Below are 25082 nucleotides of genomic sequence, written 5' to 3'. Positions count from 1 at the left end.
AAGCGGAGTTCTCACTCCGCTTTTTTTATTTTACCAACAAATCTTGTCCAATACTGATGTTATTGTCACTTAATCCGTTTACTTCTTTTAATCGTTGTACCGAAATATTATACCTTCTTGATATAGAATAGAGGGTATCTCCTTTTTTAACTTTATGAGAAGTTGTTTTATAAGTTGGTGTTTTCGCTGCTAAAGAACCATCTCGTCTTACTCTATCATATTTATCTAGGTTGTACTTTCTAATAATCGATATTAACTTTTGAGGATATTTTCTGTCCGTTGCATATCCTGCTCTTTTCAATCCATAGGCCCAACCTTTATAGTCTGTATGTCTTAACCTGAATAAGCTTGCATATCGTTTACGAGTTAATAAAAACTGCGAGTGGTCTTCATACGAAGTTTCAGGATATTTGTATTTTCTAAAACACTCTCCTTTTTCATCATCATCATGAGTTACACTATGCCCTTCCCAACCTCTATGGCATTTAATTCCGAAGTGATTATTCGATCTACGAGCTAACTGGCTTCTACCACTACCCGATTCTAACACTCCTTGTGCTAAAGTAATACTAGCAGGAATACCGTGTTCGTGCATTTTCTTAACCGCAATCGGTGCAAACTTTTGAATATATGCCTCGGTATGATTTGTTGTAGTTTTTAATGGTTTTTGTATCTGTTCTAACTGCGGTAATTCAGGTACTTTTTCTTCTCTGGGTTCTAAAACTACCTCATTTGGTGTATTCTTCACTACATTTTTACCTGATCCACAACTTGTCAATATTAAAGCACATGTTGCTAAAAAAACTACCTTTATTCTCATTAAACCTTTATTAACTCTTGTTTTTTATTCTTTAATTTCTGATTTACTCCTGCTATTCCTTGCAAACCTCCTGTATGAATTGTTAGTATTTTACTGTTTCTCGGAAATGTGTCTTTTGCCACTAAATCTAATATTCCAAACAACATTTTTCCTGTATAAATAGGATCTAGTAAAATACTTGTTTGCGCTTTAAATTCATTTATAAAACGGATTAATTCCTCATTATATTTTCCGTAGCCTCCAAAATGATACTCACTTTGTAAACTCCAATGATCATTCTTATTTACATAAGCCTTAATTTCTTCTACTAAAAAATCACCTTTTAACGCAGGAAATCCAATTACTTTTTGATGTTTTTTAGCTGCATTTATCAATCCAGAAATGGTTCCTCCTGTACCTACTGCACAACAAATATAATCGAATTTTTCATCTTCATTTGTTAAAATCTCTTCACAACCTTGTACCGCTAAAGCATTCGTTCCTCCTTCTGGAACCAGATAAAAATTACCAAATTCATTCTTTAGTTGATTAATAAATTCTTCGGAGGTTTTATTTCGGTACGCTTCTCTAGAAACAAACTTGAATTGCATTCCGTTTTCGTATGCATTTCTCAAAGTTTCATTTTGATAAAGAGTCTTCGTTACATCTTTTCCTAGTTCATCACCTCGAATAATCCCGATGGTTTTAAATCCCGAAATTTTTCCTGCTGATGAAGTAGCTGCAATATGATTTGAAAAAGCACCTCCAAAAGTTAACAAGGTTTCTTTACCTTGTCTTTTAGCATCTTCAATATTGTACTTCAGTTTTCTGAATTTATTCCCTGAAACAAATGGATGGATGGTGTCTTCCCTTTTTACAAAAAGTTCAACTCCTTTTGTTTTTAAAATAGGCAAGTGAATTTGTTGATTCTCAGGTATAGGGATTTCTAGTTGAAACAGCATTTTAAAAAATTATCAATGCAAAAGTAAGTCTTTAATCTATTTCTAGCTTATATCCTACTCCGTGAATATTGGTAATTTTTATAGAAGTGTCGTCTTGTAACTTTTTACGAAGTTTAGAGATATAAGTATCTAAACTTCTTCCAACAACTACTCCGTTATCTTCCCAAACTCTTTTGGTTAATTCTTCTCGTTTTATAATCTCGTTAGGTCTACTAATAAAAATTTCTAACAGCTCACATTCTTTTTTAGATAAGCTAATTTCTGTAGCCTGTTTTACTAATTTGTTCTGCTCAGGGTAAAACTTAAAAATCCCTAAACTTACTACATTAGTTACATTATCTGTTGCTGTTGTTTTGCTTTTTCTTTTCTTTTGATACGCCGCTACGCTGAACACTAAAGTTAAAAATAACAACCCATAAAAAATAAACTGACTGTTATTTGATGTATTCTTTTTAAGAAATTGAACTTCTATAAAATAACAATCCTTTGGCAACGCTCTTCCTTTACAGGGTATAATCGATTTTTCTTCTCTTTTTCGCATTTCATAACTATACACTACTTCTTCTTTAGTACAGCTTTCTACCTCTAAAATATAATCTGTTGGAAAATTAGACTTTTTAAAACTCCTGTTTACCAAAATCACTAAGCTATCAGGCTGAATTTTTAAACTGTCTTGAAAGCTTAATTTATAGGTTGCCTCATTTACCTGTTGTATGGGTAATACTAATGAGGAAGTATCTCCATTACTTAATAATAACTGGTGTCCTACATTTCTAAGTGAAACTTTTACACGTTGTGAAAAATTTTCGTTAGTAGCACACGAAGTAAATAGTGTAATTACAACAAATAAGTAGATACTTATTTTGTTAGTTATTAAATTAGAATTCTTACTCATACTGTTTACAAATATCCTACTTTTCAATGGCTTTAGGCAATAGTTGACATTTCTTTTACACTTTTTTGACATTTTTCACTCAGTTATTCCGACCAGAAGGAGTAATCTTATTAAAATCAGTAACTCACAATTTTGAGATTTCTCAGTCGCTCATAAAATCGCTTATTCGAAATGACATTATTTTATTATATTGAAACTCGAAAATTGAAATGAATAAAATTGCTGAAACTTCCGATTATCCTGCCTTAAAAGGAATATAATAGTAATTTTATTCTGCTTATAAACTATTACTAATAAAAATTGAAAAAAATATTAGCATATCTATTAATCCTAAACATTTTCTTTACTCCTGTATATCTTTTCTTTGTAATAAGAGATATAAATAGAGCCGTTCATATAGACGATTACAAGCTGATTAATGTAAAAATAACAAATATTATATATGATCATGACTCTAAATCTGGTGATTATATTTATATAAAATATCAGCCATATGATAATAACAATGAAATCGACGATATTAGATTTTCTCTAAAATCAAAACAATACGAACATTTCAAAAAAATGATAAAAAGAGGTGTTTCCTGGGAAGTTTTCAAAGCAAAAACACCTCCTGAAGTAGGAGATTGCATATGGGTTTGGCATAATAATACTGCTGAGGATTTCTATGCTTTTGGAAAAAATGATTCATTTGAAAAGAACAGGCAACTAATAATCAAAACGCTGATTATTTTCATTACGCTAACATCGATAAGTATAATAACTATTAGTTTTGGATTATCGAGAAAACTTCTTGAAAAAAAAGAAGGTTCTTTAGAGGACTTGAAAACCAAATTTCGCAAGAAATAACTGCAGGTGCAACTACTCATAGCCAAGACCGTTAAAACCCAGCAACCTGTTCTTCTACTTGCTCCCACTCTTCCATTAACTCATCAACTTTTGCCTTTTTAGCTTTGTAGTTTTCAAAAAAGTTAGGGCGTGCAGAAACTTCATCGTAATTCTGAGCCAGTTCTAAATCTATTTTTTCAATTTCAGCTTCTAAATCTGCGATTTGTGTTTCTATTTTGTTCAGTCTGTTTTTTAACTTTTTCAGCTCCTTTTCTTGCTCCCTTGATAATTGATAAGCTTCTTTTTTAGAAATGTCTTTTTCTTCTTTTACTACGGTTCTTTTTTCAGCATCACGTAAACTTTCCATTTTGTGTTGCTCTAAGAAATAATCAATATCACCTAAATATTCTTTTATTTCTCGGTCTTTAAATCCGTATACAGTAGTCGTTAATCCTTGTAAGAAATCACGGTCGTGAGATACTACGATTAACGTTCCGTCAAAGTTTTGTAAGGCTCTTTTCAGTACATTTTTAGAAGCTATGTCTAAGTGGTTGGTAGGCTCATCCATTATCAACACATTAAAAGGTGATAACAATAACTTACACAAGGCTAAACGGTTTCGTTCACCTCCTGATAGTACTTTTGCTTTTTTATCTACCGCTTCTCCACCAAACAAAAACGAACCTAACATATCTCGTACACGCATCCTATTACTATCGGTAGCAGCATCTTCCATAATCTCTAGCACTGTTTTCTCAGGTGGCAATTCTTCCGACTGATTCTGTGCAAAATATCCTATCTCAACATTATGTCCTAGCTTTAGGTTTCCTTCAAATGGAATCTCCCCTACCATCATTTTCGCTAAAGTAGATTTTCCTTGTCCGTTTTGTCCTACAAAAGCAATTCTACTATTACGCTCAATCAATAAATTAACATCTTTCAACACTTCTTTTTCACCGTAACTCTTAGATAGGTTTTCAGCCTCTACAATAATTTTCCCTGGCTCTTTCGAAATAGCAAAACGAACATTCATTACTGCGTTATCGTCCTGATCTACTTCAATACGTTCAACCTTATCAAGCTTTTTAATAAGTGATTGTGCCATCGAAGCTTTGTTGGCTTTCGCTCTAAACTTTTCAATCAGCTTCTCAGTATGTTCTATTTCTTTTTGTTGATTTTTTTGCGCTTGTAATTGCTTTTCTTTGATTTCGGCTCGTAATTTTAAAAACTCTGTATAGGGCTTTTTATAATCATAAATCTGTCCTAATGAAATTTCTATGGTACGGTTGGTTACGTTATCTAAAAACATCTTATCGTGTGATACTAACACGATGGCTCCTGCATAATTTTTTAAGAAATTTTCTAACCAAATAATTGACTCAATATCTAAGTGGTTGGTAGGTTCATCTAGCAATAAAATATCATTATTCTGTAAAAGTAGTTTTGCTAATTCAATACGCATACGCCAACCTCCAGAGAAAGTATCTGTCAGTTTATCAAAATCTTCTCGTTGAAAACCTAATCCTTGTAATATTTTTTCCGTTTCTCCTTGATAATTGTACCCTCCTAATAATTCGTAACGCTCTGTTTTTTCGTTTAAATCGATAATTAGCTGATTGTATGCTTCACTTTCATAATCGGTTCTTTCAGCTAATTGTCTATTTATCTCATCTAACTCTAACTCAATTTCTTTTATTTCAGTAAATGCTTGATATGCTTCTTCTAAAATAGTTCTTCCATGTACAAAATCAATATCTTGACGTAAAAAACCAATGCGTACGTCTTTATCAAACGCTAGCGTTCCTCCACTATTCTCAATATCTTTAGAAAGTACTTTTAATAAGGTTGACTTTCCAGCTCCATTTTTTCCAATCAATCCTATTCGATCTCCTTTTGTTAATTTAAAGGTGATTCCTGAGAACAAATCTGTTCCCATAAATGAAACTGATACATCGTGTACGTTTAACATATTTTTAGCAAATTACTTTGGTTTTGTAACTAGAGTTACAAACGAGAGTTTTATTTTTGTTGAAATTTGTGCAAACTTACAAAAAGCAAATAGTTAATTGAACTTAATACCTATAAGAAATGTTTGGAAAAGGAAGTAAATTGTATAGTATTTTTAATGGTAAATGCCCTCGTTGCCATGAAGGAGAGTTTTTTAAATACAAACTTAACTTCAACCCTAAAAAGGTTACTACTTTACACGAAAATTGCCCAAAATGTAATTTAAAATATATGATGGAACCTTCTTTTTTCTTTGGTGCCATGTATGTAAATTATGCTCTTGCCGTGGCTCTTTTTGTTGCTATTTTTATTATTGCAAAAATGTTTATTGGTTTATCTATTTTACATAGTTTTATAGCAATTGTAGTTGTTTCCTTAATATTAACACCTATTACGCTACGACTTTCAAGAATTATTTGGATTAACCTTTTTGTGAGTTACAAAAAAGACGCTAAAGAATTACAGTCAGAAAAATAAGCTATTTTAGGAGTAAGCTATTAACTTTTAGCTTCTAGTTCCTTAAAAGTATAACAATATAAAAAGGTTCGCTATTCAGCGAACCTTTTTATATTTATTTCTTTATCTAATTCTTCACCTTTTTCTAGGTGATTAAACAAGTTTTCAGCAACCGTTGGTGCAATCATTACACCTCTCGTACCTAAACCGTTTAAAACGGCTAATTTTGAGTATTGTGGGTGTTTTCCAACTAAAGGCCTCCTGTCTTTTACAGTAGGGCGTATTCCTGCTGATTGTTCAATTACGGTATAGGGAACTGCTATTATTTTTTGTAGTTTTTCTTCCAACTCTTTTCTTCCGTCTTCTGTTGGAATAGATGTTTTGTCTGTCCAGTTAAAAGTGGCACCTACTTTATAATTATCGTTACCTAACGGCATTACAAAAACACTTCCTTTTAATAAAAAATCTATTTGCAATTCGGGAGCATGAATTGTTATCGTTTCTCCTTTGGTACCATTTAAGGGTAAGTAATTAAAAAATGGGTTTTTCTTTAAACCAAATCCTTCACTAAACACAATTCGTTTAGCTGTGATTTTATCATAACTAACTTTGTCTTCTTGTATATTTACTTTTGAATAGTCAAAGGCTTCTTCTACAAGACTTTTTAACGACTTGATATATTCTTTGTAAGCTTTTACTAACAGAGGTGTATCAATTCTCCCTGTACCTTTTAGTTCTCCAAATCCATAATCACCTATAATTCCTTTGATTTTTTCTTTTGAAATCTTTGGATTCATGTAGTGAGACAACATCGGTTTATCTGAGGCTATGAACCAGTTGTTTTCATCTCCCACACTAGTGAATACTTTTTTAGTGGTGAACTTATAATCTAAGGTAAGTTGTAACTTTTCTTCTAACTCTTTATAAAAAGGGATTGCTTTTTCCAGTTGCTCATGCCCATTCCAAACAGGTGTGAATCGTTTTAAAATTACAGGATTGTATACTCCTCCTGCGACTACTGAAGATATTTGTGAGTCATTTTCAAAAACGATAAAGCTTTTATTGTTTTTAATTAGTTGTTCTGCAAAAGCTATTCCTGATAAGCCTAAACCAACAATGATGTAATCTACCTCTGTATTCATAGTTCAAAAGTACTATTATTACAACAAAAAAGAGCTTGCAATGCAAGCTCTTTTTTGTTTGTATTGAAAAGGAATATTAATAATTCCACATATCCATTTCTCTATTACGGATACCTTCTTTAATTCTGTTTGCTTCTAACAATTGAAATAAAGAGTTTCCTCGTATATAATCTGAAATAGCTCTGTCTCCGTAGATATTCTCTTCTTTTAAGATTGTAGAATTGAAACGTCTAGCATTTAACAGGTTGTCATACGACAATGGTTGTGCTGAATTTTCAGGATTGAATACTTTAGAGTTGTGTAAAGTTTCTCTCGCATCTGGGAAAAACACCCAAAATAACTCATACACATTTTCTTTATCATCAATCTCCTCAACTCCCATAACCTGTACATCTGGTCCCATTGGAGCTAATGCTAATAAACGATATTTTAACTCTCCTTGACGTTTGTCAAAATACCATAATCCTTTTAACATATACCCTCTAATATCTTGAGATTGTATGTAGTAATCATCTACATAATCACCATTCTGGCGTTGATTATGAACCATCATCTGAATTTCGTCCATCCCAATCTTAGTGGTAAAATAAGAATCGTTATACACTTCTTTTATTTCACCGTTTTTAATACCCTTTAAAAGGGTATCAAATAAAGAACGTCTTGTTAATCCAGCATTCATAGTATCAATTGGGAAATAATAAGGTAGATTAATTTTTTGGTTTAGATCTACATACTCCCACACCACTTTAGACCACAAGACATCTCTATCACTAATATAGCCATAAGGAAGTGGTTTGTCATCTTCCGAAGCAATTTGAGCTTCAGATTTAACTCCAATTTCATCTACCTTTTTAGCATTTAAAAGGTTAGCTTGTGCATTTGCATAGCTTGTTATGGCAAATGCGAATAAAACCATATAAAAACGCTTCCAATTCATACTTTCTTGTTTTTACTTATTAATTTGTAATTTCTACACTAACAGGTAATACCTTTTTAATTTTATAGTTAGAACCTGATACTGATGCTTTAATATCAAAAATAGTAATCACATCATTTCTTCTTGCTTTGTTAATAGCTGCTTTTGCTCTTGAATTCAAAGTTCTTCCACTTATTGAAATAGCAACTTGCCCTGGCACTTTAATTTTAAAGCTAGATACGTTTAATTTTAAATCGAATAAGAAGTCTGGTAAACCAGCTGCAACACTTATTCTTCCTAAACTTGCTTTAGGCATTTTCACAGTACCGTATTGTCCTCTTACCATACCTACCGCTGGTGGTATGTCTTTAATTCTAAATTTCTTAACAGAACGTACACCTTTAGATGCACCAGTTGGAGTTCCTGTAACTACAATGTTTACTTCACTACCTTTCCCTGGGTTCATTACATATTTATCTCCTTTAACTCTTCTTAAACCAGGTGCTTTTGCTGATATTTTGTTTCCAGGAACACCAGGAATAGAGATTGTCATTGGGTTAGATAAACCACGGTATACAACATTCATTTTATCTGCAGCTACTAATGCTTCATTAGGTCTAGGAATAACCGCATAAGCTCCTTTGATATCTATCTTTACAATAGAATCTCCTTCTTTAAATTGGAACTCTCCTTTTAACTCCTTATCTCCTACATTTCCAGCTGGACCGTCTAAAATAACTTGACCTGCTTGAATTTTTTCTTGCTCAACTTCTTTATCGTTAATAATAACTTTCTCTGCAGTTAAATTAGGATCTTTTTTACCTAATACAATTCTACCAGATAAGTTTTCTCCTGGATAGTAAGCACTTTTGTCAAACACAACCATAGCTTCATACTTGGTCATAGACACAGCACTTTGTAACTCTCCTTGTAATAAAGCTGTTAAAGCATCAGATTCAGTAGCTTTAATATCTGCTTGGATTTGAGTTAACTTAGTTAAAGATGCAATTAAAGGAAATCCTTCAAAGTGATATTTTAACCAATCAATTTTCTTACCATCTTTGTTTTCTTCTTTATCTGTACTAAAGCGAGCAGCAATAACTCCTGCAACTTCTGTACCTTCTAAAGCCGTTACTGCATCATTTCTGAATGCATCTATCTTAGCAACAAATTCTTGTCCTGCTTTTGATATTTTACCTCCTTTAAAGAATAATTCATCTAAAAACTTAGACTTATCCATTGTTTCATATGCTTGCTTGTCTTCTAAATCACCAGTCATTTGGCTCTTTAAATCTCCAACATAAGCATATAATTCATCCGCAGCTACTTTTAACTTGTCTGTTTTCTCTTTAGCTTCACCATATTGTTTAGCTTGTTCTGCTGCTTTTTGAGCTAACGTTTCGTAAGCTGTTTTATTTTTCTCAGTAGCCTTTTCGTTTGCTACTGTTAACTTTTCATTCATTAATCCAAAGGCTGATAATACCTCTTTACTCATGTTCATTGCTAACATTGCAATAAACACTAAGTACATAAGGTTAATCATCTTCTGCCTTGGTGATAGTTGTCCTCCTGCCATATTAATTAGTTTGTTTAGTTAATAAATTAGATAAACTAATTAATTATTTATTAGACATTGCTGTTAACATTCCTCCATAAACTCCATTTAATGAAGATAAGTTTGTTGCTAACGACTGCATTTGCTCTTGTAAACGTTGAGAATTTTCTACCATAGCAGAATTTAAATCAGCTTGCTTACTAGCATTTTCAACTTGTGTTTGATATAAACTGTTTAAAGACTCCATTTGAGCTGCTGCTCTAGACATTTGCTCATTGTAGCTATTAGTAGCTGAAATCGATTGAGAAGCTGAAGCTAATGGCTCAACTGCTCCTTGGAAGTTTTTAATGCTATCACCTAAACGAGATACTAACTGAGCATCTAACTTAGCTTCGCTTAAGATATTATCTAATTTTTGAGATAACATGCTTTGTGCTTCTTCTGGAGATGCTTCTTTTCCTTTTTTACCTCCTAATGATTGACCATCTGCTAACTCTGGGTATACTTTTGTCCAATCTAAATCGTCTTCAACTGCTTCAAACGCTGACAATGCGAAAACTGCTGCTTCAACAATCATACCTACCATTAATACTTCATTTCCAAAAGGCCAGTGTAAAATTTTAAATAATGCTCCAATGATAACTACTGCGGCTCCTAAACCGTAAGCCATATTGAACATTTTCTTAGTTGATTTTGATTGTGCCATAATTCTTGATTTTTAAATTTTGGGGATTAATATTTATTCTTGTTTTCTTATTAATTACTCTTATTTGTACCTAAATAATCTTGTACTGTTCTGAATCCGATGTAACTTCTTGCTGTATCTGCATATTCCCAGTCACGAGAACTTACTTCTAAAAAGTATGCTACATCTTTCCAAGATCCACCACGGATGATTTTTCTTCTGTTTTCTTTGATCTCTACGTTAGGGTTCATTGTAGACCCCATGTAGTAAGACATTTGGTTATAAGCTGTGTTTGTCCACTCAGAAACATTACCTGCCATATTAAACAATCCATACTCATTAGGGTTATAAGACATCGCTTCTACAGTATACAAAGCTCCATCAGCTGCATAGTCTCCACGAACTGGTTTAAAGTTTGCTAAGAAACATCCTCTATCACTCGTTGTACTTGGCCCACCCCATGGATATTTACCATAGTCTAAGCCACCACGTGCAGCATACTCCCACTCAGCCTCTGTTGGCAATCTGAATGCAGGTACTAAACCTAACTTCTGTCTTGATCTTTGAAAATTATTTTTTGTTTGAGTTCTCCAGTGACAAAATGCTTTTGCTTGATTCCAAGTAACTCCTACCACAGGGTAGTTCTCATACGCTTTATGCCCAAAATATTCTTGATGCATTGGATCATTATATGAATAGTTGAAATCTTTAATCCATACTGTAGTATCAGGATATATGTTAATAACCTCGTCTCTTAAAAAGTCTTTTCTATTTTTACCCGTTCTAGCAGCAGCCTCATTATCGAACCAGTAATATCTGTAGTTTAACAACTTTGTATTAAAAGTTCTGATCCCGTTTAAAGCCTCATCTTTTTTAATATATAAAGAATCCATTACTTCAACATAATCTGCATCTGGGTATTCTTGAGAGTCCCAAATAAGCTCTTCTTCCCAGTTCAATGGCTTTAATGAATCTAAGCCTTCTCCTAATTCGTAATAGTTTTCACGCATGTATTTTTCATACGGGGTCTCATTTACTGTATCTTTTGATGCAAAAGCATATAATTGAATTCCTTGTGCATTTTTACCAGAATTGGCTGCTTCATCTCCTCCTAAAGAGGCAAATTCAGCTTGATAAGCTAACTTAGTTCTTGTAATTGAATCTCTTACCCAATGAACAAATGCTTTGTACTCACTATTAGTTATTTCTGTTTCATCCATATAAAATGGCTGTACAGTAACAGTCTTAGTTGGAGCATTCATAGCTCCCATAGGATCTTCATCTTGTTTACCCATAGTAAAAGATCCTCCTGGAATTTTAGCCATCCCATATGGTTTTTCTGCAAACCATTTTCTTTTAGACTTTACTCCTACCAATTCTCCTCTATCTCCACTTGAACCACAAGAGTAGATGATAGATGCTAACAATGCAAGTACTGTTATTTTTTTCATATTATATCTTTCTTATAAAAGAGGCGTAAACCTATTATTTTTTTTATTAAAAAACAATTACGAGTTATTATTTTTTACAGAACATACAACTTTCTTCTAAACAAGCTTTTGTAACGCTTTATACCACCTTTCTGGTGTTTTTTGCTGTAATGCCTGTTCATAATCTCGATAGTTACATGGTATTAACGCATGTCTTTTGTGTTTATTATTCGAAATTAAATTTATTTCCATCCACCAACGACCACTTTTATCACTCTTATAAAAGTTTATTGGGTCATCGTCATTCAAAAGTACTGTAAACTTTTGGTAACTTTCTTTTGTAGCAAACGGGTAATCTTTAGCTCTTGAATTTACTCCTTCTATAAAGTACCAAATTACTTGAGCTATTAAATTTGCTGTTTGACAGTTTGAGTCTAACTTACTATTATACTCGTATATCCCAAAGGATGTTACTTTATCACTAATCCCTGCATAACGTGCAATAGCACATATTTCCTCTCCATAAAAACCATTTGGCGAAGCATTCTTATTAGCAGGAGCTTCGCTTTGTCGTACACAACCTATATCTATACTCACAACATCTGCATCACGCATTATAGGTTCTACTAACGTTACATCTTTCACTTGTCCTAGCCTATAAGCATCAAAGTATAGTTTATCTAGTAAATTTATTTCTTCTTGAGAATTAAAATATGTTTGATAGCCTATATTACTAAAGTTAAAAAGATTATTTGGTTGCTCCATTACAATCCTACTTACATAAGATCTAGAACTTAGCTCATCTTCTAATGTTCCTAAATCAAATCGACTATCCACAGCTACTAAATTAACTGTTTGCTCTAACTCATCATAAGCTCTGTAGTTTGCGTAAGTTAAATCTTGGCCTCCTCCAATTATTATTGGAAGTATATTTCTTTTCAACAAAAATGCTACTGATGACTTAACAGCAAAATAGGTGTCATCAAGTGTATTTCCTTTTTCTATATTCCCTAAATCAGCAATATGTGTATGCCAATTACCAGGAAATAACTGATATAAGTGTTTGCGAATTTCGTGTAGCTCTTTACCACTACCAGAATTATCTATTGCACCTCTATCATCTTTAACCCCTAAAATTGCGATAGTAACTTCTGTTAAATCTGGAAAACCATCTTGAACAGTATGAAGTTGAATATTTCTTCCTAATACAGAAGATGGCTGTAAAACTACGTGAGCAGCTACAGAGTCTTCAATAGGTGTAAAGAAGTCTATATTCATTATAAGGGGGAATTTAAGAGTCGCAATATACTAAACTATTTTTTTTCTGAAAGCTTCTTTATTTTTTTTTGGTTGCTTTCTTTTTAGCTGCTTTTTTCTTAGGCGTTTTAGCCTCTATCATTTTAACAGCCTCTTCTTGTGTTAGTTTTTCTATTTCTGTTGTTTTAGGAAGCTCAACTTTTATCTTCCCTTTTATCACATTAAAACGTCCCCAACGTGCTTTTTCTACACGAATACCCACTTCTTCAAAATTGTGGATTAGCTTTTCACGTTCTTTTCGTTTTTTATCCTCAATTAATTCTTCTAAATCTGCTTGACTTAAATTATCAAAGTCATATTTTTTATTTACGTTAATAAAAATAGAATTCCATTTAATAAACGGTCCAAAACGCCCTACTCCTTTTTGAATTGGCATACCCTCGTATTCTCCAATAGGAGCATCTGCTTTCCTTTTTTCTTCAATCAACTCAATAGCTCTATCCATATCTACAGACATTGGATTTTCTCCTTTATCTAACGACACATATTTACCATCAAACTTAATATAAGGACCAAATCTCCCATTAGCTACAACTACCTCTTTATCTTCATAGTTCCCTAGTGTTTTTGGTAACTTAAATAAATCCATTGCTTCTTCATAGGTAATCGAATTCATTGTTTGATCTCCTTGTAAGCTTGCGAAACGAGGTTTCTCTTCATCAGTAGCCTCTCCTATTTGCACCATTGCTCCGTAACGTCCTAAACGTACATATACATTCTTACCACTTTCCGGATCAACTCCTAACAAACGTTCTCCTTTTGCTCTTTCTGCATTCGCGGCAACATCTTCTACAACAACATGAAAGTTTTTATAGAAATCTTTAATCATCGCTATCCAATCTTCTTTTCCTTCAGCTATTTCATCAAACTCATTTTCTACTTTAGCTGTAAATCCATAGTCTAAGATAGTATCAAAATTAGCTACTAAGAAATCGTTTACTATATTCCCTATATCTGTTGGTACTAACTTCCCTTTATCAGAACCTACTCTTTCAGTTAAAACTTGCTCTGATACTTCTTGATTCACTAAACTTAGTTGTGTGTATTTTCTTTCTTTACCTTCAACTGTTCCCTTCTCAATGTACTCTCTTCTTTGAATAGTTGAAATAGTTGGCGCATACGTAGAAGGACGACCGATACCTAACTCTTCTAATTGTTTTACTAACGATGCTTCTGAAAACCTTGCTGGCGGTCGTGTGTAACGCTCTGTTGCTGTAATAAGATCATTAGTCAATTGTTCTTTCACTTTCATTTTAGGCAACATTCCTGCTTGCTCTTCCTCTTCATTATCCGTACCTTCCAAATACACTTTTAAGAAACCTTCAAAAGTAATAACCTCTCCATTTGCAGTAAATTGCTTTTTGTTTTTATCGTTGTCTATCTTTACAATAGTACGCTCTAACTGAGCTTCACTCATTTGTGAAGCTAATGTACGCTTCCAAATTAAGCTATATAATCTTGTTTGGTCATACTCACCTGTAATTTCATGATTCTCCATGTTAGTCGGACGAATCGCCTCATGCGCTTCTTGCGCTCCTTTAGATTTAGTCGCATAATTACGTGGCTTACTATATTCTTCCCCATAAGAAGCTATAATTTCTTCTTGAGCAGCATTTTTTGCATCATCAGATAAATTTACACTATCTGTTCTCATGTAGGTTATTAACCCTGCTTCATATAAACGTTGTGCTACCATCATGGTTTTAGCAACAGGAAAGCCTAATTTCCTTGACGCTTCCTGTTGTAAGGTAGATGTTGTAAATGGTGGTGCTGGAGATTTTTTTGCTGGTTTTTTTTGTAAATCAGCTACAGAGAATTCTGCTCCTAAACAAGAATTCAAGAAGTCTTCAGCTTCTTTTTTTGTTGAAAAGTTTTTCGCTAATTTTGCTTTAAACTTTTTCCCTTCTGCATTTACAAACTCCGCGTCAACACGATAAGAAGCTACCGGTGTAAATCCTTCAATTTCTCTTTCACGCTCCACTATTAAACGTACTGCAACCGATTGTACCCTACCTGCTGATAATCCCGGTTTTACTTTTCTCCATAGAACAGGCGATAATTCATATCCTACAATTCTATCTAACACACGTCGTGCTTGTTGTGCATCAACAAGGTTATAATTAATTGTACGTGGATTTTCTATTGCTTTTAAAATTGCTTTTTTAGTAATAGAGTTAAAAACAATACGTTTAGTGTTTTCATCTTTTAGTTTTAATTGTTCCGCTAAGTGCCATGCTATAGCCTCTCCCTCGCGGTCTTCATCGGATGCTAACCAAACAGTTTCTGCTTTCTTTGCTAAGTCTTTTAGTTTTTTTACCACCGCTTTTTTATCGGTAGAAACTATATACTTCGGTTTGAAATCTCCTTCTACATTTACACCCAACTCCTTTGATGGTAAGTCTGCAATGTGTCCAAAACTCGATTCAACCTGAAAGTCCTTTCCTAAAAACTTCTCTATTGTTTTCGCCTTAGCAGGTGACTCAACTATTACTAAATTTTTTGCCATACGTCTTATATCTCTTATCTCATTTTACACCTTAATAATATAGGTATAATTCAGTTTGCAAAAGTATATAGTTTTTTTTTAATGGGTCGTTTTTAACAAAATTTTACTTTTTCTTAAAAAAACAATCCATGTCAATTTGTCACAAATTACACTTTTTGGTTGTATCTTTGCAGCCTATTTTAGTACGATTTAACGATTTATGGAACACGTAGAGAAAGTAATTGATGAGAAAAAACAAGGAAAAGCCCTTGTTACAGATCACAAAGAAGGAAACAACAAGAAGCTTTTTATTGAAAGTTATGGTTGTCAAATGAATATGAACGATAGCGAAATTGTGGCGTCAATTTTAGCTGAACAAGGTTTTAACACTACACAAAACCTAGAGGAGGCTGATTTAGTATTGGTAAACACCTGCTCTATTCGTGAAAAAGCAGAAACCACTGTTCGTAACAGGCTTCAAAAATACAACGCTGTTAAAAAAACTAACCCAACTATGAAGGTTGGTGTATTAGGTTGTATGGCGGAACGATTAAAGGAAAAATTTTTAGAGGAAGAAAAAATCGTTGACTTAGTTGTTGGTCCTGATGCTTATCGTGACTTACCTAATTTAATTGAAGAAGTTGATGCGGGTCGTGATGCTGTAAATGTAATTTTATCAAAGGAAGAAACTTATGCTGATGTTTCTCCTGTTCGTTTAAACTCTAACGGAGTTTCTGCATTTGTATCAATTACTCGTGGTTGTGATAATATGTGTACATTCTGTGTGGTTCCTTTTACTCGTGGTCGTGAACGTAGTCGTGACCCTAAGAGTATTATTGAAGAGATCCGCAGCATGCAAGAAAAGAACTTCAAAGAAATTACCTTATTAGGACAGAATGTTGATTCTTATTTATGGTATGGTGGTGGATTGAAAAAAGATTTCAAAAAAGCATCTGAATTAGCACAGGCTTCTGCAGTAGATTTCGCTCAATTATTAGATATGTGTGCTACTGAGTTTCCTAAAATGCGTTTCCGTTTTTCTACTTCTAATCCACAGGATATGACGCTGGATGTGATTCATGTTATGGCAAAACACCAAAACATTTGTAAGTATATTCACTTACCTGTTCAAAGTGGAAGTAATAATATGCTAAAAGCTATGAACCGTCAACACACTCGTGAAGAGTACATGGAATTAGTTGACAATATCTACAAAATTGTTCCTGAAATGGCTTTAAGTCAAGATATGATTGCCGGTTTCTGTGGAGAAACTGAAGAAGATCATCTTGATACTTTAGACATGATGAACTATGTAAAATATAGCTTCGGATTTATGTTTGCATATTCGGAAAGACCAGGAACCTTAGCAGCTAAGAAAATGGAAGATGATGTTCCTTTAGCTATCAAAAAACGTCGTTTACAAGAAATCATTAACCTACAACAAGAACATAGTTTATACAGAGCTAAAGAACATGTAGGCAAAATTCAAGAAGTTTTAATTGAAGGAACTTCAAAAAGAAACGAAAACGAATGGAAAGGTCGTAACACACAAAACACCGTTGTTGTTTTCCCTAAGGAACACTATAAAATGGGTGATTTTGTAAATGTAAAAATTGAAGATTGTACTTCTACTACCTTAAAAGGTACGGCTGTTGGATATTCAGAAAACAATTAATTTTTAGTAAAAGTTTAGTCGTTTAAGAGTTTGAATACTTATTTCTTTCAAATTTTTGAATCAAAAAACTTTAAAACTATATAAATGGAAAATTTACAAGCTATAAAACAACGCTTTGGCATTATCGGTAACGATGTACAACTAAATCGCGCTATTGAAAAAGCGATTCGTGTTGCTCCTACTGATATTTCGGTACTAGTTACTGGTGAAAGTGGTGTTGGAAAAGAAAATATCCCAAAAATAATTCATCAATTATCACACAGAAAACATGCAAAATATATTGCTGTAAACTGTGGTGCTATTCCTGAAGGAACCATTGACAGTGAATTATTTGGGCATGAAAAAGGAGCTTTTACGGGAGCTACACAAACAAGAAAAGGGTATTTTGAAGTTGCAGATGGTGGTACTATCTTTTTAGATGAAGTTGGTGAATTACCATTAACAACTCAAGTCCGCTTGTTACGTGTATTAGAAAATGGAGAATTTATAAAAGTAGGATCTTCACAAGTACAAAAAACAAATGTTCGTATTGTAGCTGCAACCAACGTGAATATGCACGAAGCTATTTCTAAAGAGAAATTTCGTGAAGATTTATATTATCGTTTAAGCACTATAGAAATTCCGCTACCTCCTTTAAGAGAACGTGGAGAAGATATACATTTACTGTTCAGAAAGTTTGCTGCCGATTTTGCTCAAAAATATAGAATGCCAACTATCAGGTTAGGTGAAAATGCTGTAAAGGTTTTATTGAATTATCATTTTCCTGGAAATATTCGTCAATTAAAAAACATTGCAGAACAAGTATCGATAGTTGAAGAAGACAGATTCATTACTCCAGAAAAACTAGTTCAATATTTACCTGAAAACCGTAGTAACTTACCTGCTGTTGTCGGAGGTAAAACTACCAGTCAATCCGATTTTGCTAATGAACGAGATATTATGTATAAAATCTTGTTTGATATGCGTAATGACATTAATGATCTAAAAAAATTGACATTAGACTTAATGCAAAGTGGAAATTCTGAACAGGTTCAAGAAGACAATCATCGCTTAATTGAACGCATATATCAAGATCAAGATTTATCGGAAGCTTCAAACATTGAAGTAGTACAAATTCCAAAATCACCTTCTCTTCAAAATGATTATGACTATGCAGAAACAATTGAAGAAGACGAAAGCTTATCATTACAAGAAAAGGAAATTGAAATGATAAAAAAGTCTCTCGAAAAAAATAACGGAAAACGTAAGTTAGCTGCCAAAGAATTAGGAATATCCGAAAGAACTTTATACCGAAAAATTAAGCAATACGACTTGTAATCTATTTGTTTACTTTTACAACTCATTCAATTTTAAATGAAAAAAACTCTTTATATAATATCGTTATTTATTGGTTTAACAACTATTATTGGTTGTGGCGCATATTCCTTTACGGGTGGAAACACAGGAAATGCAAAAACAATTCAGGTTGATTTTTTCCCTAACCAAGCACCATTAGTTGAACCAATACTAAGCCAAAAATTCACACAAGATTTACAAGATTTATTTACACGTCAAACTAATTTAACCTTGGTTAATTCTGGTGGTGATTTACATTTTTCTGGTGAAATTGTTGACTATCGTATTACACCAATGAGTGCAACAGCTCAACAAACAGCTGCTCAAAACCGATTAACAATCACTGTAAATGTAAACTTTATAAATGCTTTAGAAGAGAAAGATAACTTTGAAAAACGTTTTTCTTTTTACTACGATTACGGAGCTAATCAACAGTTAACAGGAGGAGTTTTAGAAACTGCTTTAGATGAGATTATAGAACGTATTACGCAAGATATTTTTAATGCCTCAGTGGCAAAATGGTAATTTTTTGAATAAGGATTTATACATACAGTTATTAGAAAAGCCTGAATTAATTTCGCAAGAACATCTTTCAGACATTACTGATATTATTCAAGAATATCCTTATTTTCAATCAGCTAGAGCGCTTCGTTTAAAAATTTTAAAAAATCAAGAAAGTTATAAATACAACAACGAGTTAAAAATAACGGCAGCTCACACCAGTGACAGAACTGTTTTATTTGATTTTATTACTTCGGAAGCTTTTAAAGAAGCCCCTAAAAAAGAAGAAAAAACTAGTTTAAAAGATAAAATTCTTCCTAAAAGAAAACAGACAAAAGTTTCAGCAGTAGAGGAAGATTTAGCTATTGGTAAACCACTTTCTTTCACACAGAACGAAACTTTTTCTTTCAATCAATGGTTACAGCTATCATCAAAAAAAGCTATTGTTAGAACTTTAGATAATAAACCTTCAGAAGAACAAACAAAGAAAACTCCAGTTAAATCTGAGTACGAAGCTATTATTGATCGTTTTATTGAAACGGCTCCAAAAATTTCTCGTCCTAACAAAACAAATACTTCGGATATAAAAATATCCGAAAATCAACAAAATAATCAATTAGCTACCGAAACTTTGGCTAAAGTATATTTAGAACAAAAGAAATATGATAGTGCTATTCAAGCATATAAAATATTAAGTTTGAAATATCCAGAAAAAAGTGGTTTCTTTGCAGACCAAATTAAAAGAATACAAATTTTACAAAACAATAAATAGATGACAACGTATACTTTACTTTTAGTTTTAATATTGATTGTTGCAATAGCATTAATCTTAATTGTAATGGTTCAAAATCCTAAAGGTGGAGGATTATCTTCATCATTTGGAGGCGGTGGAGCTCAAAATATTGGAGGTGTACAAAATACGAATAGCTTTTTAGACAGAACTACTTGGACATTAGCTATTACTATGTTTGCTTTAATCTTAATAGCTAACTTTGCTATTCCAAGAGGAAATGCAGCTGACGCTCCTCAATTAAATGAAACTTTAAACAATATTGAAACTACAACAACTCCTGCTACACCAGCAGCGACAGATACTGCTAAAGACAGCGCTCAATAGTTTCTAAAAAATAGAATATAAAATGCCAACGTAAATGACACGTTGGCATTTTTTTTATTTGTTAATCTAATGTATTAGAAAAATTGTCAGCAAAAATCTATTGGCATAATTTCTGACAAAACTTAACCAGTAAAAATTAATTTAATCAATCAAAATATATAAAATGGGATTAAACATTAAACCTTTAGCAGACAGAGTTCTTGTTGAACCAGCTGCAGCAGAAACTACTACAGCATCAGGAATTATCATCCCTGACAACGCAAAGGAAAAACCACAAAAAGGTACTGTCGTAGCCGTAGGAAACGGAACAAAAGATGAGCCTTTAACTGTAAAAGTTGGTGATACTGTTTTATACGGAAAGTACGCTGGTACTGAGCTTAAATTAGAAGGAAAAGATTATTTAATTATGAGAGAAAGCGACATCTTCGCTATTATCTAAAATTTCTTTGCTATTAGCATTCTGCTATTAGCCAACTAAACAAAATTAAAAAACAGGTCGAAAGCTATAAGCTAAGACTAAAAAACTTAAACAAAATGGCAAAAGATATAAAATTTGATGTAGACGCTCGTGATGGATTAAAGCGCGGTGTAGATGCATTAGCAAATGCAGTAAAAGTAACTTTAGGACCTAAAGGACGTAACGTTATTATTTCTAAATCTTTCGGAGCTCCTCATGTAACTAAAGATGGAGTTTCTGTAGCTAAAGAAGTAGAGTTAGAAGATGAGTTAGAAAACATGGGAGCTCAAATGGTAAAAGAAGTAGCTTCTAAAACTAACGATTTAGCAGGTGATGGTACTACTACTGCAACTGTACTAGCTCAAGCAATCGTTAAAGAAGGATTAAAAAATGTTGCTGCAGGTGCAAATCCAATGGATTTAAAACGCGGTATAGATAAAGCTGTTGCGGCTATTACAGAAGATTTAGCAAAACAATCTAAAGAAGTTGGTGATTCGTCAGAAAAAATTAAGCAAGTAGCTGCAATTTCTTCTAATAACGATGCAGTAATTGGTAATTTAATCGCTGAAGCATTTGGAAAAGTTGGAAAAGAAGGGGTTATTACTGTTGAAGAAGCAAAAGGAACAGATACTTATGTTGATGTTGTTGAAGGAATGCAATTTGATCGTGGATACTTATCTCCATACTTTGTAACAGATGCTGATAAAATGATTGCTGACTTAGACAATCCTTATATCTTATTATTCGATAAAAAGATTTCTAACTTACAAGAAATCCTTCCAATTTTAGAGCCAGTTGCTCAATCAGGAAAACCTTTATTAATTATTGCTGAAGATGTTGATGGACAAGCTTTAGCTACTTTAGTAGTTAACAAATTACGTGGTGGATTAAAAATCGCTGCTGTAAAAGCTCCAGGATTTGGTGATCGTAGAAAAGCAATGTTAGAAGACATCGCTATTTTAACTGGTGGTACCGTAATTTCTGAAGAAAGAGGTTTCTCTTTAGAAAATGCAACTTTAGATTTATTAGGAACTGCTGAAACAGTAACTATTGATAAGGATAATACAACAATTGTAAATGGTTCTGGTGACGAAGCACAAATCAAAGCTCGTGTAAACCAAATCAAAGCACAAATTGAAACGACTACTTCTGATTACGATCGTGAGAAATTACAAGAGCGTTTAGCGAAGTTAGCTGGCGGAGTTGCTGTACTATATGTTGGAGCTGCTTCTGAAGTAGAAATGAAAGAAAAGAAAGATCGTGTTGATGATGCTCTACACGCTACAAGAGCTGCTGTAGAAGAAGGTATCGTAGCTGGTGGAGGTGTTGCTCTAGTACGTGCTAAAAAAGTATTAGAAACAATTACTACAGAAAACTTAGATGAAACTACAGGTATTCAAATTGTAAATAGAGCTATTGAATCTCCTTTACGTACGATTGTTGAAAATGCTGGTGGTGAAGGTTCAGTTGTAATCAATAAAGTTTTAGAGGAAAACCAAAACTTTGGTTACGATGCAAAATCTGAACAATATGTAGATATGTTAGAGGCTGGTATTATTGATCCTAAGAAAGTAACTCGTGTAGCTTTAGAAAATGCTGCATCTGTTGCTGGAATGATCTTAACTACTGAGTGTGCTTTAGTAGACATTAAAGAAGATAACCCAGGTGGTGGAATGCCTCCAATGGGTGGTGGAATGCCAGGAATGATGTAGTCGAGAAGCTCGACACCTAAATATTTAAAAACCTCGAGATAATTCTCGAGGTTTTTTGTTATCCAAAGTCTCACTCTTATGGATAAAAGTAAAAAAGTCTGAAAATATTACATGGAAGAACACAAATCAGCATCAAAAAGAATACAACAAACATAATAGTCTACTTAACAAACAATTACATTTTAATAATTACAATATTCTTCTTATGTAAATTGTGGGTATTGAAACCCCAAAAACTAAATTAATTATGTTAAAAAAATATGGTTCTATTGTATTTGTTTTTTCTATCTTATTAATAGCTTGTTCAAGTGAAAGTGAGGATGAATTAATAGAGGGTAACAGTTCTTATGAAACACCAACAATACTAAATAAAAGTACTGGCACATTTCAAATCACTGATCACTTTAATAATTGGCTTCAACAAAACGGATATGACTCTTATAATTTTAAAGGGAGTGTAGGTTATAGTTATGGTGGTAAAACTTCTAGCTCTGAAACGTTAAATAATCAGCCTGTTATCTTTATACATGGCAATAGTGATAAAGCTGACGGTTGGGAAGACCCCATTAACTATTTTTTAAATAACGGATACAACTCCAACGAGTTGTATACTTTTACTTGGGGAGATGCTAACCCTTACAATGCTTCTTCAAACTACCATAGTAAAGAATTTTTAGAAAGAGTTAGAGCTTTCATACAAGCTGTAAAAAGTTATACAAATGCTCAAAAAATAGATGTTATAGGACACTCAATGGGAGTTACATTAGGTAGAAAGGCACTTAAAGGAGGCAATGCTTATGATGAAAATTATGGTTCCTATAGCTTAGGCAGTCCATTAGATTATGTAGATACTTTTATAGGAATTGCTGGCGCAAACCGAGGTTTAACTTCATGCTATTATTCTGGTACTGGAGTTCCAACCTGTAATGATGTAAACGGTTTTTATCCTGGATATCTTCTTTGGGGAACAGGTCCTTATGGTGTTTCTGATTTTTTAACCGAATTAAATAGCAACCCTGTAAAAGAAGCTAATAATGTTTATTCTATATGGAGCTCCGCTGATCAAGTTATTGGCTATGGCTGCATTGTTTACGGAAAAAACACCTGTAGAATTAACACTCAAGACGGAGAAAAGTATTATGATTCAGCTCCATATGGACATTTTGGAGTTAAAAACTTATCAGGATACTATCAATTACAAATGGTAAAATACCACAGTACTTATTAGGTAATTAGTTTGTTTATTAACCAAAAACCCTCGAGAAAATCTCGAGGTTTTTATTTGGCCTAGTTTTTGTTATTCTTCTAGTTTAATACTAAAAATATAACACTATGAAAACAAAAGACTTATTACTTGTTATTTTAACTTTAATTTCTTTAAGCTTATCTGCTCAAGAAGAAAAACAACCGAAAGTAAAACCATTTGATATTATAGTTGATAACAACGAAATAAAATCAAACCAATTGCTTTTAGATTTTTTACAAAAGGATTTTAGACTTAAAAGTATGCAACTAAGTAAATTGATAGATTACCTAAGAATAAGCAATACAAGTAACCTCGAAAACTCTAATACAAGGAAATTAAAAGAGTTTGGTAAACCTAGCCCTACAGTAACTACAATTATTATTGATAATGAAGTTATTTTAGGAGATGGTATTAACAGACTCTATCTTTTAGACCAAATAAGAATGAAAGAAATAAATAAAATAGTCAGGTCTAATCCTGGTTTTGACCAAAAAATATATATCTATAAATTGTAAAAGATATTTCAAAACAAATACCATAAAAACCCTCAAGATTCTCTCGAGGGTTTTTATTTATTTTTAAATCTTACGCTCCACAACATAATCAATCATTTGAAGTAAGGAACTTTTATATTCTGAATCAGGAAAATTATCTAAAATAGCCAATGCTTTGTTTTTATAATCGTGCATTTTGGCTGTTGTATATTCTAAACCACCATTTTCTTTCACAAAAGCAATTACTTCTTTTACTCTTTTTTTGTTTTTGTTATGTTTTTTTACCGAATTGATTAACCACGATTTTTCTTTAGAAGAACAAGTATTCAATGTGTAAATCAGTGGAAGTGTCATCTTTTGTTCTTTGATATCTATTCCCGTTGGTTTTCCAATTTTATCTTCTGTGTAATCGAATAAATCATCCTTAATTTGAAAAGCGATACCTATATACTCTCCAAACTTTCGCATTTGCTGCACTGTTTCATTATTCGCACCAACTGATGCCGCACCAATACCACAACAAGCTGCAATTAATGTTGCTGTTTTTTGGCGAATAATTTCAAAATACACCTCTTCAGTAATGTCGAGTTTACGAGCTTTTTCAATCTGTAACAACTCTCCTTCACTCATTTCTCGAACCGCTATAGATATGAGTTTTAGTAAATCGAAATCTTCATTATCTATAGAGAGTAGTAATCCTTTTGAAAGTAAATAATCACCTACTAAAACAGCTATTTTATTCTTCCAAAGCGCATTGATTGAGAAAAAACCACGACGTCGGTTACTATCATCGACTACGTCATCGTGTACCAATGTTGCTGTATGAATTAATTCTACTACTGATGCTCCTCTATATGTACGTTCATCAAAACCGCCATTAGAAACCATTTTTGCTACCAAAAAAACAAACATTGGTCGCATTTGTTTTCCCTTTCTGCGAACGATATAATAAGTAATTCTGTTTAATAATGGAACTTTAGATAACATCGAGTCTTTGAACTTAGTTTCAAAGAGTTCCATTTCTTTAGCAATCGGAAGTTTTATTTGCTCTACTGGCTTCATTCGGAT

Annotated in this window: 23 protein-coding genes; 11 read left to right on the top strand and 12 right to left on the bottom strand. The window is 32.9% G+C overall.

The annotated features are described in order from the left end of the window. Positions 1-25: 25 nt before the first annotated feature. From ACKTTR_RS03110 to ACKTTR_RS03100, 3 genes are read right to left on the bottom strand one after another with little or no spacing between them, the layout of a single operon-like run. Positions 26-820, bottom strand: coding sequence for a glucosaminidase domain-containing protein (locus ACKTTR_RS03110; RefSeq protein WP_408026478.1), 795 nt, complete (start codon positions 818-820; stop codon positions 26-28). Next, a complete protein-coding gene (locus ACKTTR_RS03105; protein WP_408026477.1) occupies positions 820-1761 on the bottom strand; it encodes a 1-aminocyclopropane-1-carboxylate deaminase/D-cysteine desulfhydrase in 942 nt (313 codons plus the stop codon). Before ACKTTR_RS03105 ends, ACKTTR_RS03110 begins: the two co-directional genes overlap by 1 nt. Positions 1762-1792: 31 nt before the next feature. Continuing rightward, entirely contained in the window at positions 1793-2656 is an 864-nt protein-coding gene (locus ACKTTR_RS03100) for a winged helix-turn-helix domain-containing protein (protein ID WP_408026476.1), read from the bottom strand. A 300-nt stretch (positions 2657-2956) separates the two neighbouring features. On the opposite strand from ACKTTR_RS03100, the gene ACKTTR_RS03095 reads away from it, so the two are divergent. Beyond that, positions 2957-3505, top strand: coding sequence for a hypothetical protein (locus tag ACKTTR_RS03095; RefSeq protein WP_408026475.1), 549 nt, complete (start codon positions 2957-2959; stop codon positions 3503-3505). Positions 3506-3536: 31 nt separating this feature from the next. Here ACKTTR_RS03095 and ACKTTR_RS03090 read toward each other — a convergent pair whose 3' ends face one another. Continuing rightward, entirely contained in the window at positions 3537-5453 is a 1917-nt protein-coding gene (locus ACKTTR_RS03090) for an ABC-F family ATP-binding cassette domain-containing protein (protein WP_408026474.1), read from the bottom strand. Between the two features lie 119 nt (positions 5454-5572). Here ACKTTR_RS03090 and ACKTTR_RS03085 point away from each other — a divergent pair, with 119 nt between their 5' ends. After that, positions 5573-5968: a DUF983 domain-containing protein gene (locus ACKTTR_RS03085; protein WP_408026473.1), complete on the top strand. Its 396-nt coding sequence runs from the start codon at positions 5573-5575 to the stop codon at positions 5966-5968. 71 nt (positions 5969-6039) lie between these two features. Here ACKTTR_RS03085 and ACKTTR_RS03080 read toward each other — a convergent pair whose 3' ends face one another. The 7 genes from ACKTTR_RS03080 to topA all read right to left on the bottom strand — a co-directional run bounded on the left by ACKTTR_RS03080 (position 6040) and on the right by topA (position 15498). Next, the gene (locus ACKTTR_RS03080) at positions 6040-7089 is read right to left on the bottom strand and encodes an NAD(P)/FAD-dependent oxidoreductase (RefSeq protein WP_408026472.1); all 1050 of its coding nucleotides are present in this window, start codon (positions 7087-7089) and stop codon (positions 6040-6042) included. Between the two features lie 76 nt (positions 7090-7165). Continuing rightward, positions 7166-8026, bottom strand: a complete 861-nt coding sequence (porN, locus tag ACKTTR_RS03075) for a type IX secretion system ring subunit PorN/GldN (RefSeq protein ID WP_369919289.1) — start codon at positions 8024-8026, stop codon at positions 7166-7168. A gap of 19 nt (positions 8027-8045) precedes the next feature. Further along, the gene (porM, locus tag ACKTTR_RS03070) at positions 8046-9581 is read right to left on the bottom strand and encodes a type IX secretion system motor protein PorM/GldM (protein WP_408026471.1); all 1536 of its coding nucleotides are present in this window, start codon (positions 9579-9581) and stop codon (positions 8046-8048) included. Between the two features lie 43 nt (positions 9582-9624). Beyond that, positions 9625-10266: a type IX secretion system motor protein PorL/GldL gene (gene porL / locus ACKTTR_RS03065; protein WP_274639177.1), complete on the bottom strand. Its 642-nt coding sequence runs from the start codon at positions 10264-10266 to the stop codon at positions 9625-9627. Between the two features lie 50 nt (positions 10267-10316). Continuing rightward, positions 10317-11696, bottom strand: coding sequence for a T9SS ring complex lipoprotein PorK/GldK (gene porK / locus ACKTTR_RS03060; RefSeq protein ID WP_408026470.1), 1380 nt, complete (start codon positions 11694-11696; stop codon positions 10317-10319). 96 nt (positions 11697-11792) lie between these two features. Then, positions 11793-12953, bottom strand: a complete 1161-nt coding sequence (locus tag ACKTTR_RS03055) for a formimidoylglutamase (RefSeq protein WP_408026469.1) — start codon at positions 12951-12953, stop codon at positions 11793-11795. 58 nt (positions 12954-13011) lie between these two features. Next, entirely contained in the window at positions 13012-15498 is a 2487-nt protein-coding gene (topA, locus tag ACKTTR_RS03050) for a type I DNA topoisomerase (RefSeq protein WP_408026468.1), read from the bottom strand. A 199-nt stretch (positions 15499-15697) separates the two neighbouring features. On the opposite strand from topA, the gene miaB reads away from it, so the two are divergent. The 9 genes from miaB (at position 15698) to ACKTTR_RS03005 (ending at position 24035) form a co-directional block, all read left to right on the top strand. After that, positions 15698-17152: a tRNA (N6-isopentenyl adenosine(37)-C2)-methylthiotransferase MiaB gene (miaB, locus tag ACKTTR_RS03045; protein ID WP_408026467.1), complete on the top strand. Its 1455-nt coding sequence runs from the start codon at positions 15698-15700 to the stop codon at positions 17150-17152. An 84-nt stretch (positions 17153-17236) separates the two neighbouring features. Next, positions 17237-18469, top strand: a complete 1233-nt coding sequence (locus ACKTTR_RS03040) for a sigma-54 interaction domain-containing protein (protein ID WP_408026466.1) — start codon at positions 17237-17239, stop codon at positions 18467-18469. 36 nt (positions 18470-18505) lie between these two features. Beyond that, a complete protein-coding gene (locus ACKTTR_RS03035; RefSeq protein WP_408026465.1) occupies positions 18506-19012 on the top strand; it encodes an LptE family protein in 507 nt (168 codons plus the stop codon). A 4-nt stretch (positions 19013-19016) separates the two neighbouring features. After that, a complete protein-coding gene (locus ACKTTR_RS03030; RefSeq protein ID WP_408026464.1) occupies positions 19017-19760 on the top strand; it encodes a hypothetical protein in 744 nt (247 codons plus the stop codon). Then, positions 19761-20105: a preprotein translocase subunit SecG gene (gene secG / locus ACKTTR_RS03025; RefSeq protein ID WP_408026463.1), complete on the top strand. Its 345-nt coding sequence runs from the start codon at positions 19761-19763 to the stop codon at positions 20103-20105. It abuts the gene before it with no gap. A 163-nt stretch (positions 20106-20268) separates the two neighbouring features. Then, a complete protein-coding gene (locus ACKTTR_RS03020; protein WP_047788560.1) occupies positions 20269-20544 on the top strand; it encodes a co-chaperone GroES in 276 nt (91 codons plus the stop codon). A 95-nt stretch (positions 20545-20639) separates the two neighbouring features. Further along, a complete protein-coding gene (groL, locus tag ACKTTR_RS03015; protein ID WP_408026462.1) occupies positions 20640-22274 on the top strand; it encodes a chaperonin GroEL in 1635 nt (544 codons plus the stop codon). A gap of 247 nt (positions 22275-22521) precedes the next feature. Continuing rightward, positions 22522-23502: an alpha/beta hydrolase family protein gene (locus ACKTTR_RS03010; protein ID WP_408026461.1), complete on the top strand. Its 981-nt coding sequence runs from the start codon at positions 22522-22524 to the stop codon at positions 23500-23502. Positions 23503-23606: 104 nt separating this feature from the next. Further along, on the top strand, positions 23607-24035 hold the full coding sequence (locus tag ACKTTR_RS03005) for a hypothetical protein (RefSeq protein WP_408026460.1): 429 nt from the start codon (positions 23607-23609) through the stop codon (positions 24033-24035). A gap of 63 nt (positions 24036-24098) precedes the next feature. Here the strand turns inward: ACKTTR_RS03005 and ACKTTR_RS03000 are convergent, their stop codons facing one another. Continuing rightward, entirely contained in the window at positions 24099-25076 is a 978-nt protein-coding gene (locus ACKTTR_RS03000; RefSeq protein WP_408026459.1) for a polyprenyl synthetase family protein, read from the bottom strand. Positions 25077-25082: the final 6 nt, after the last annotated feature.

The sequence above is a fragment of the Tenacibaculum litoreum genome, assembly GCF_964513915.1.
Taxonomy (GTDB): Bacteria; Bacteroidota; Bacteroidia; order Flavobacteriales; family Flavobacteriaceae; genus Polaribacter; species Polaribacter litoreum.
This window is presented reverse-complemented; position numbering and strand designations above follow the sequence as displayed.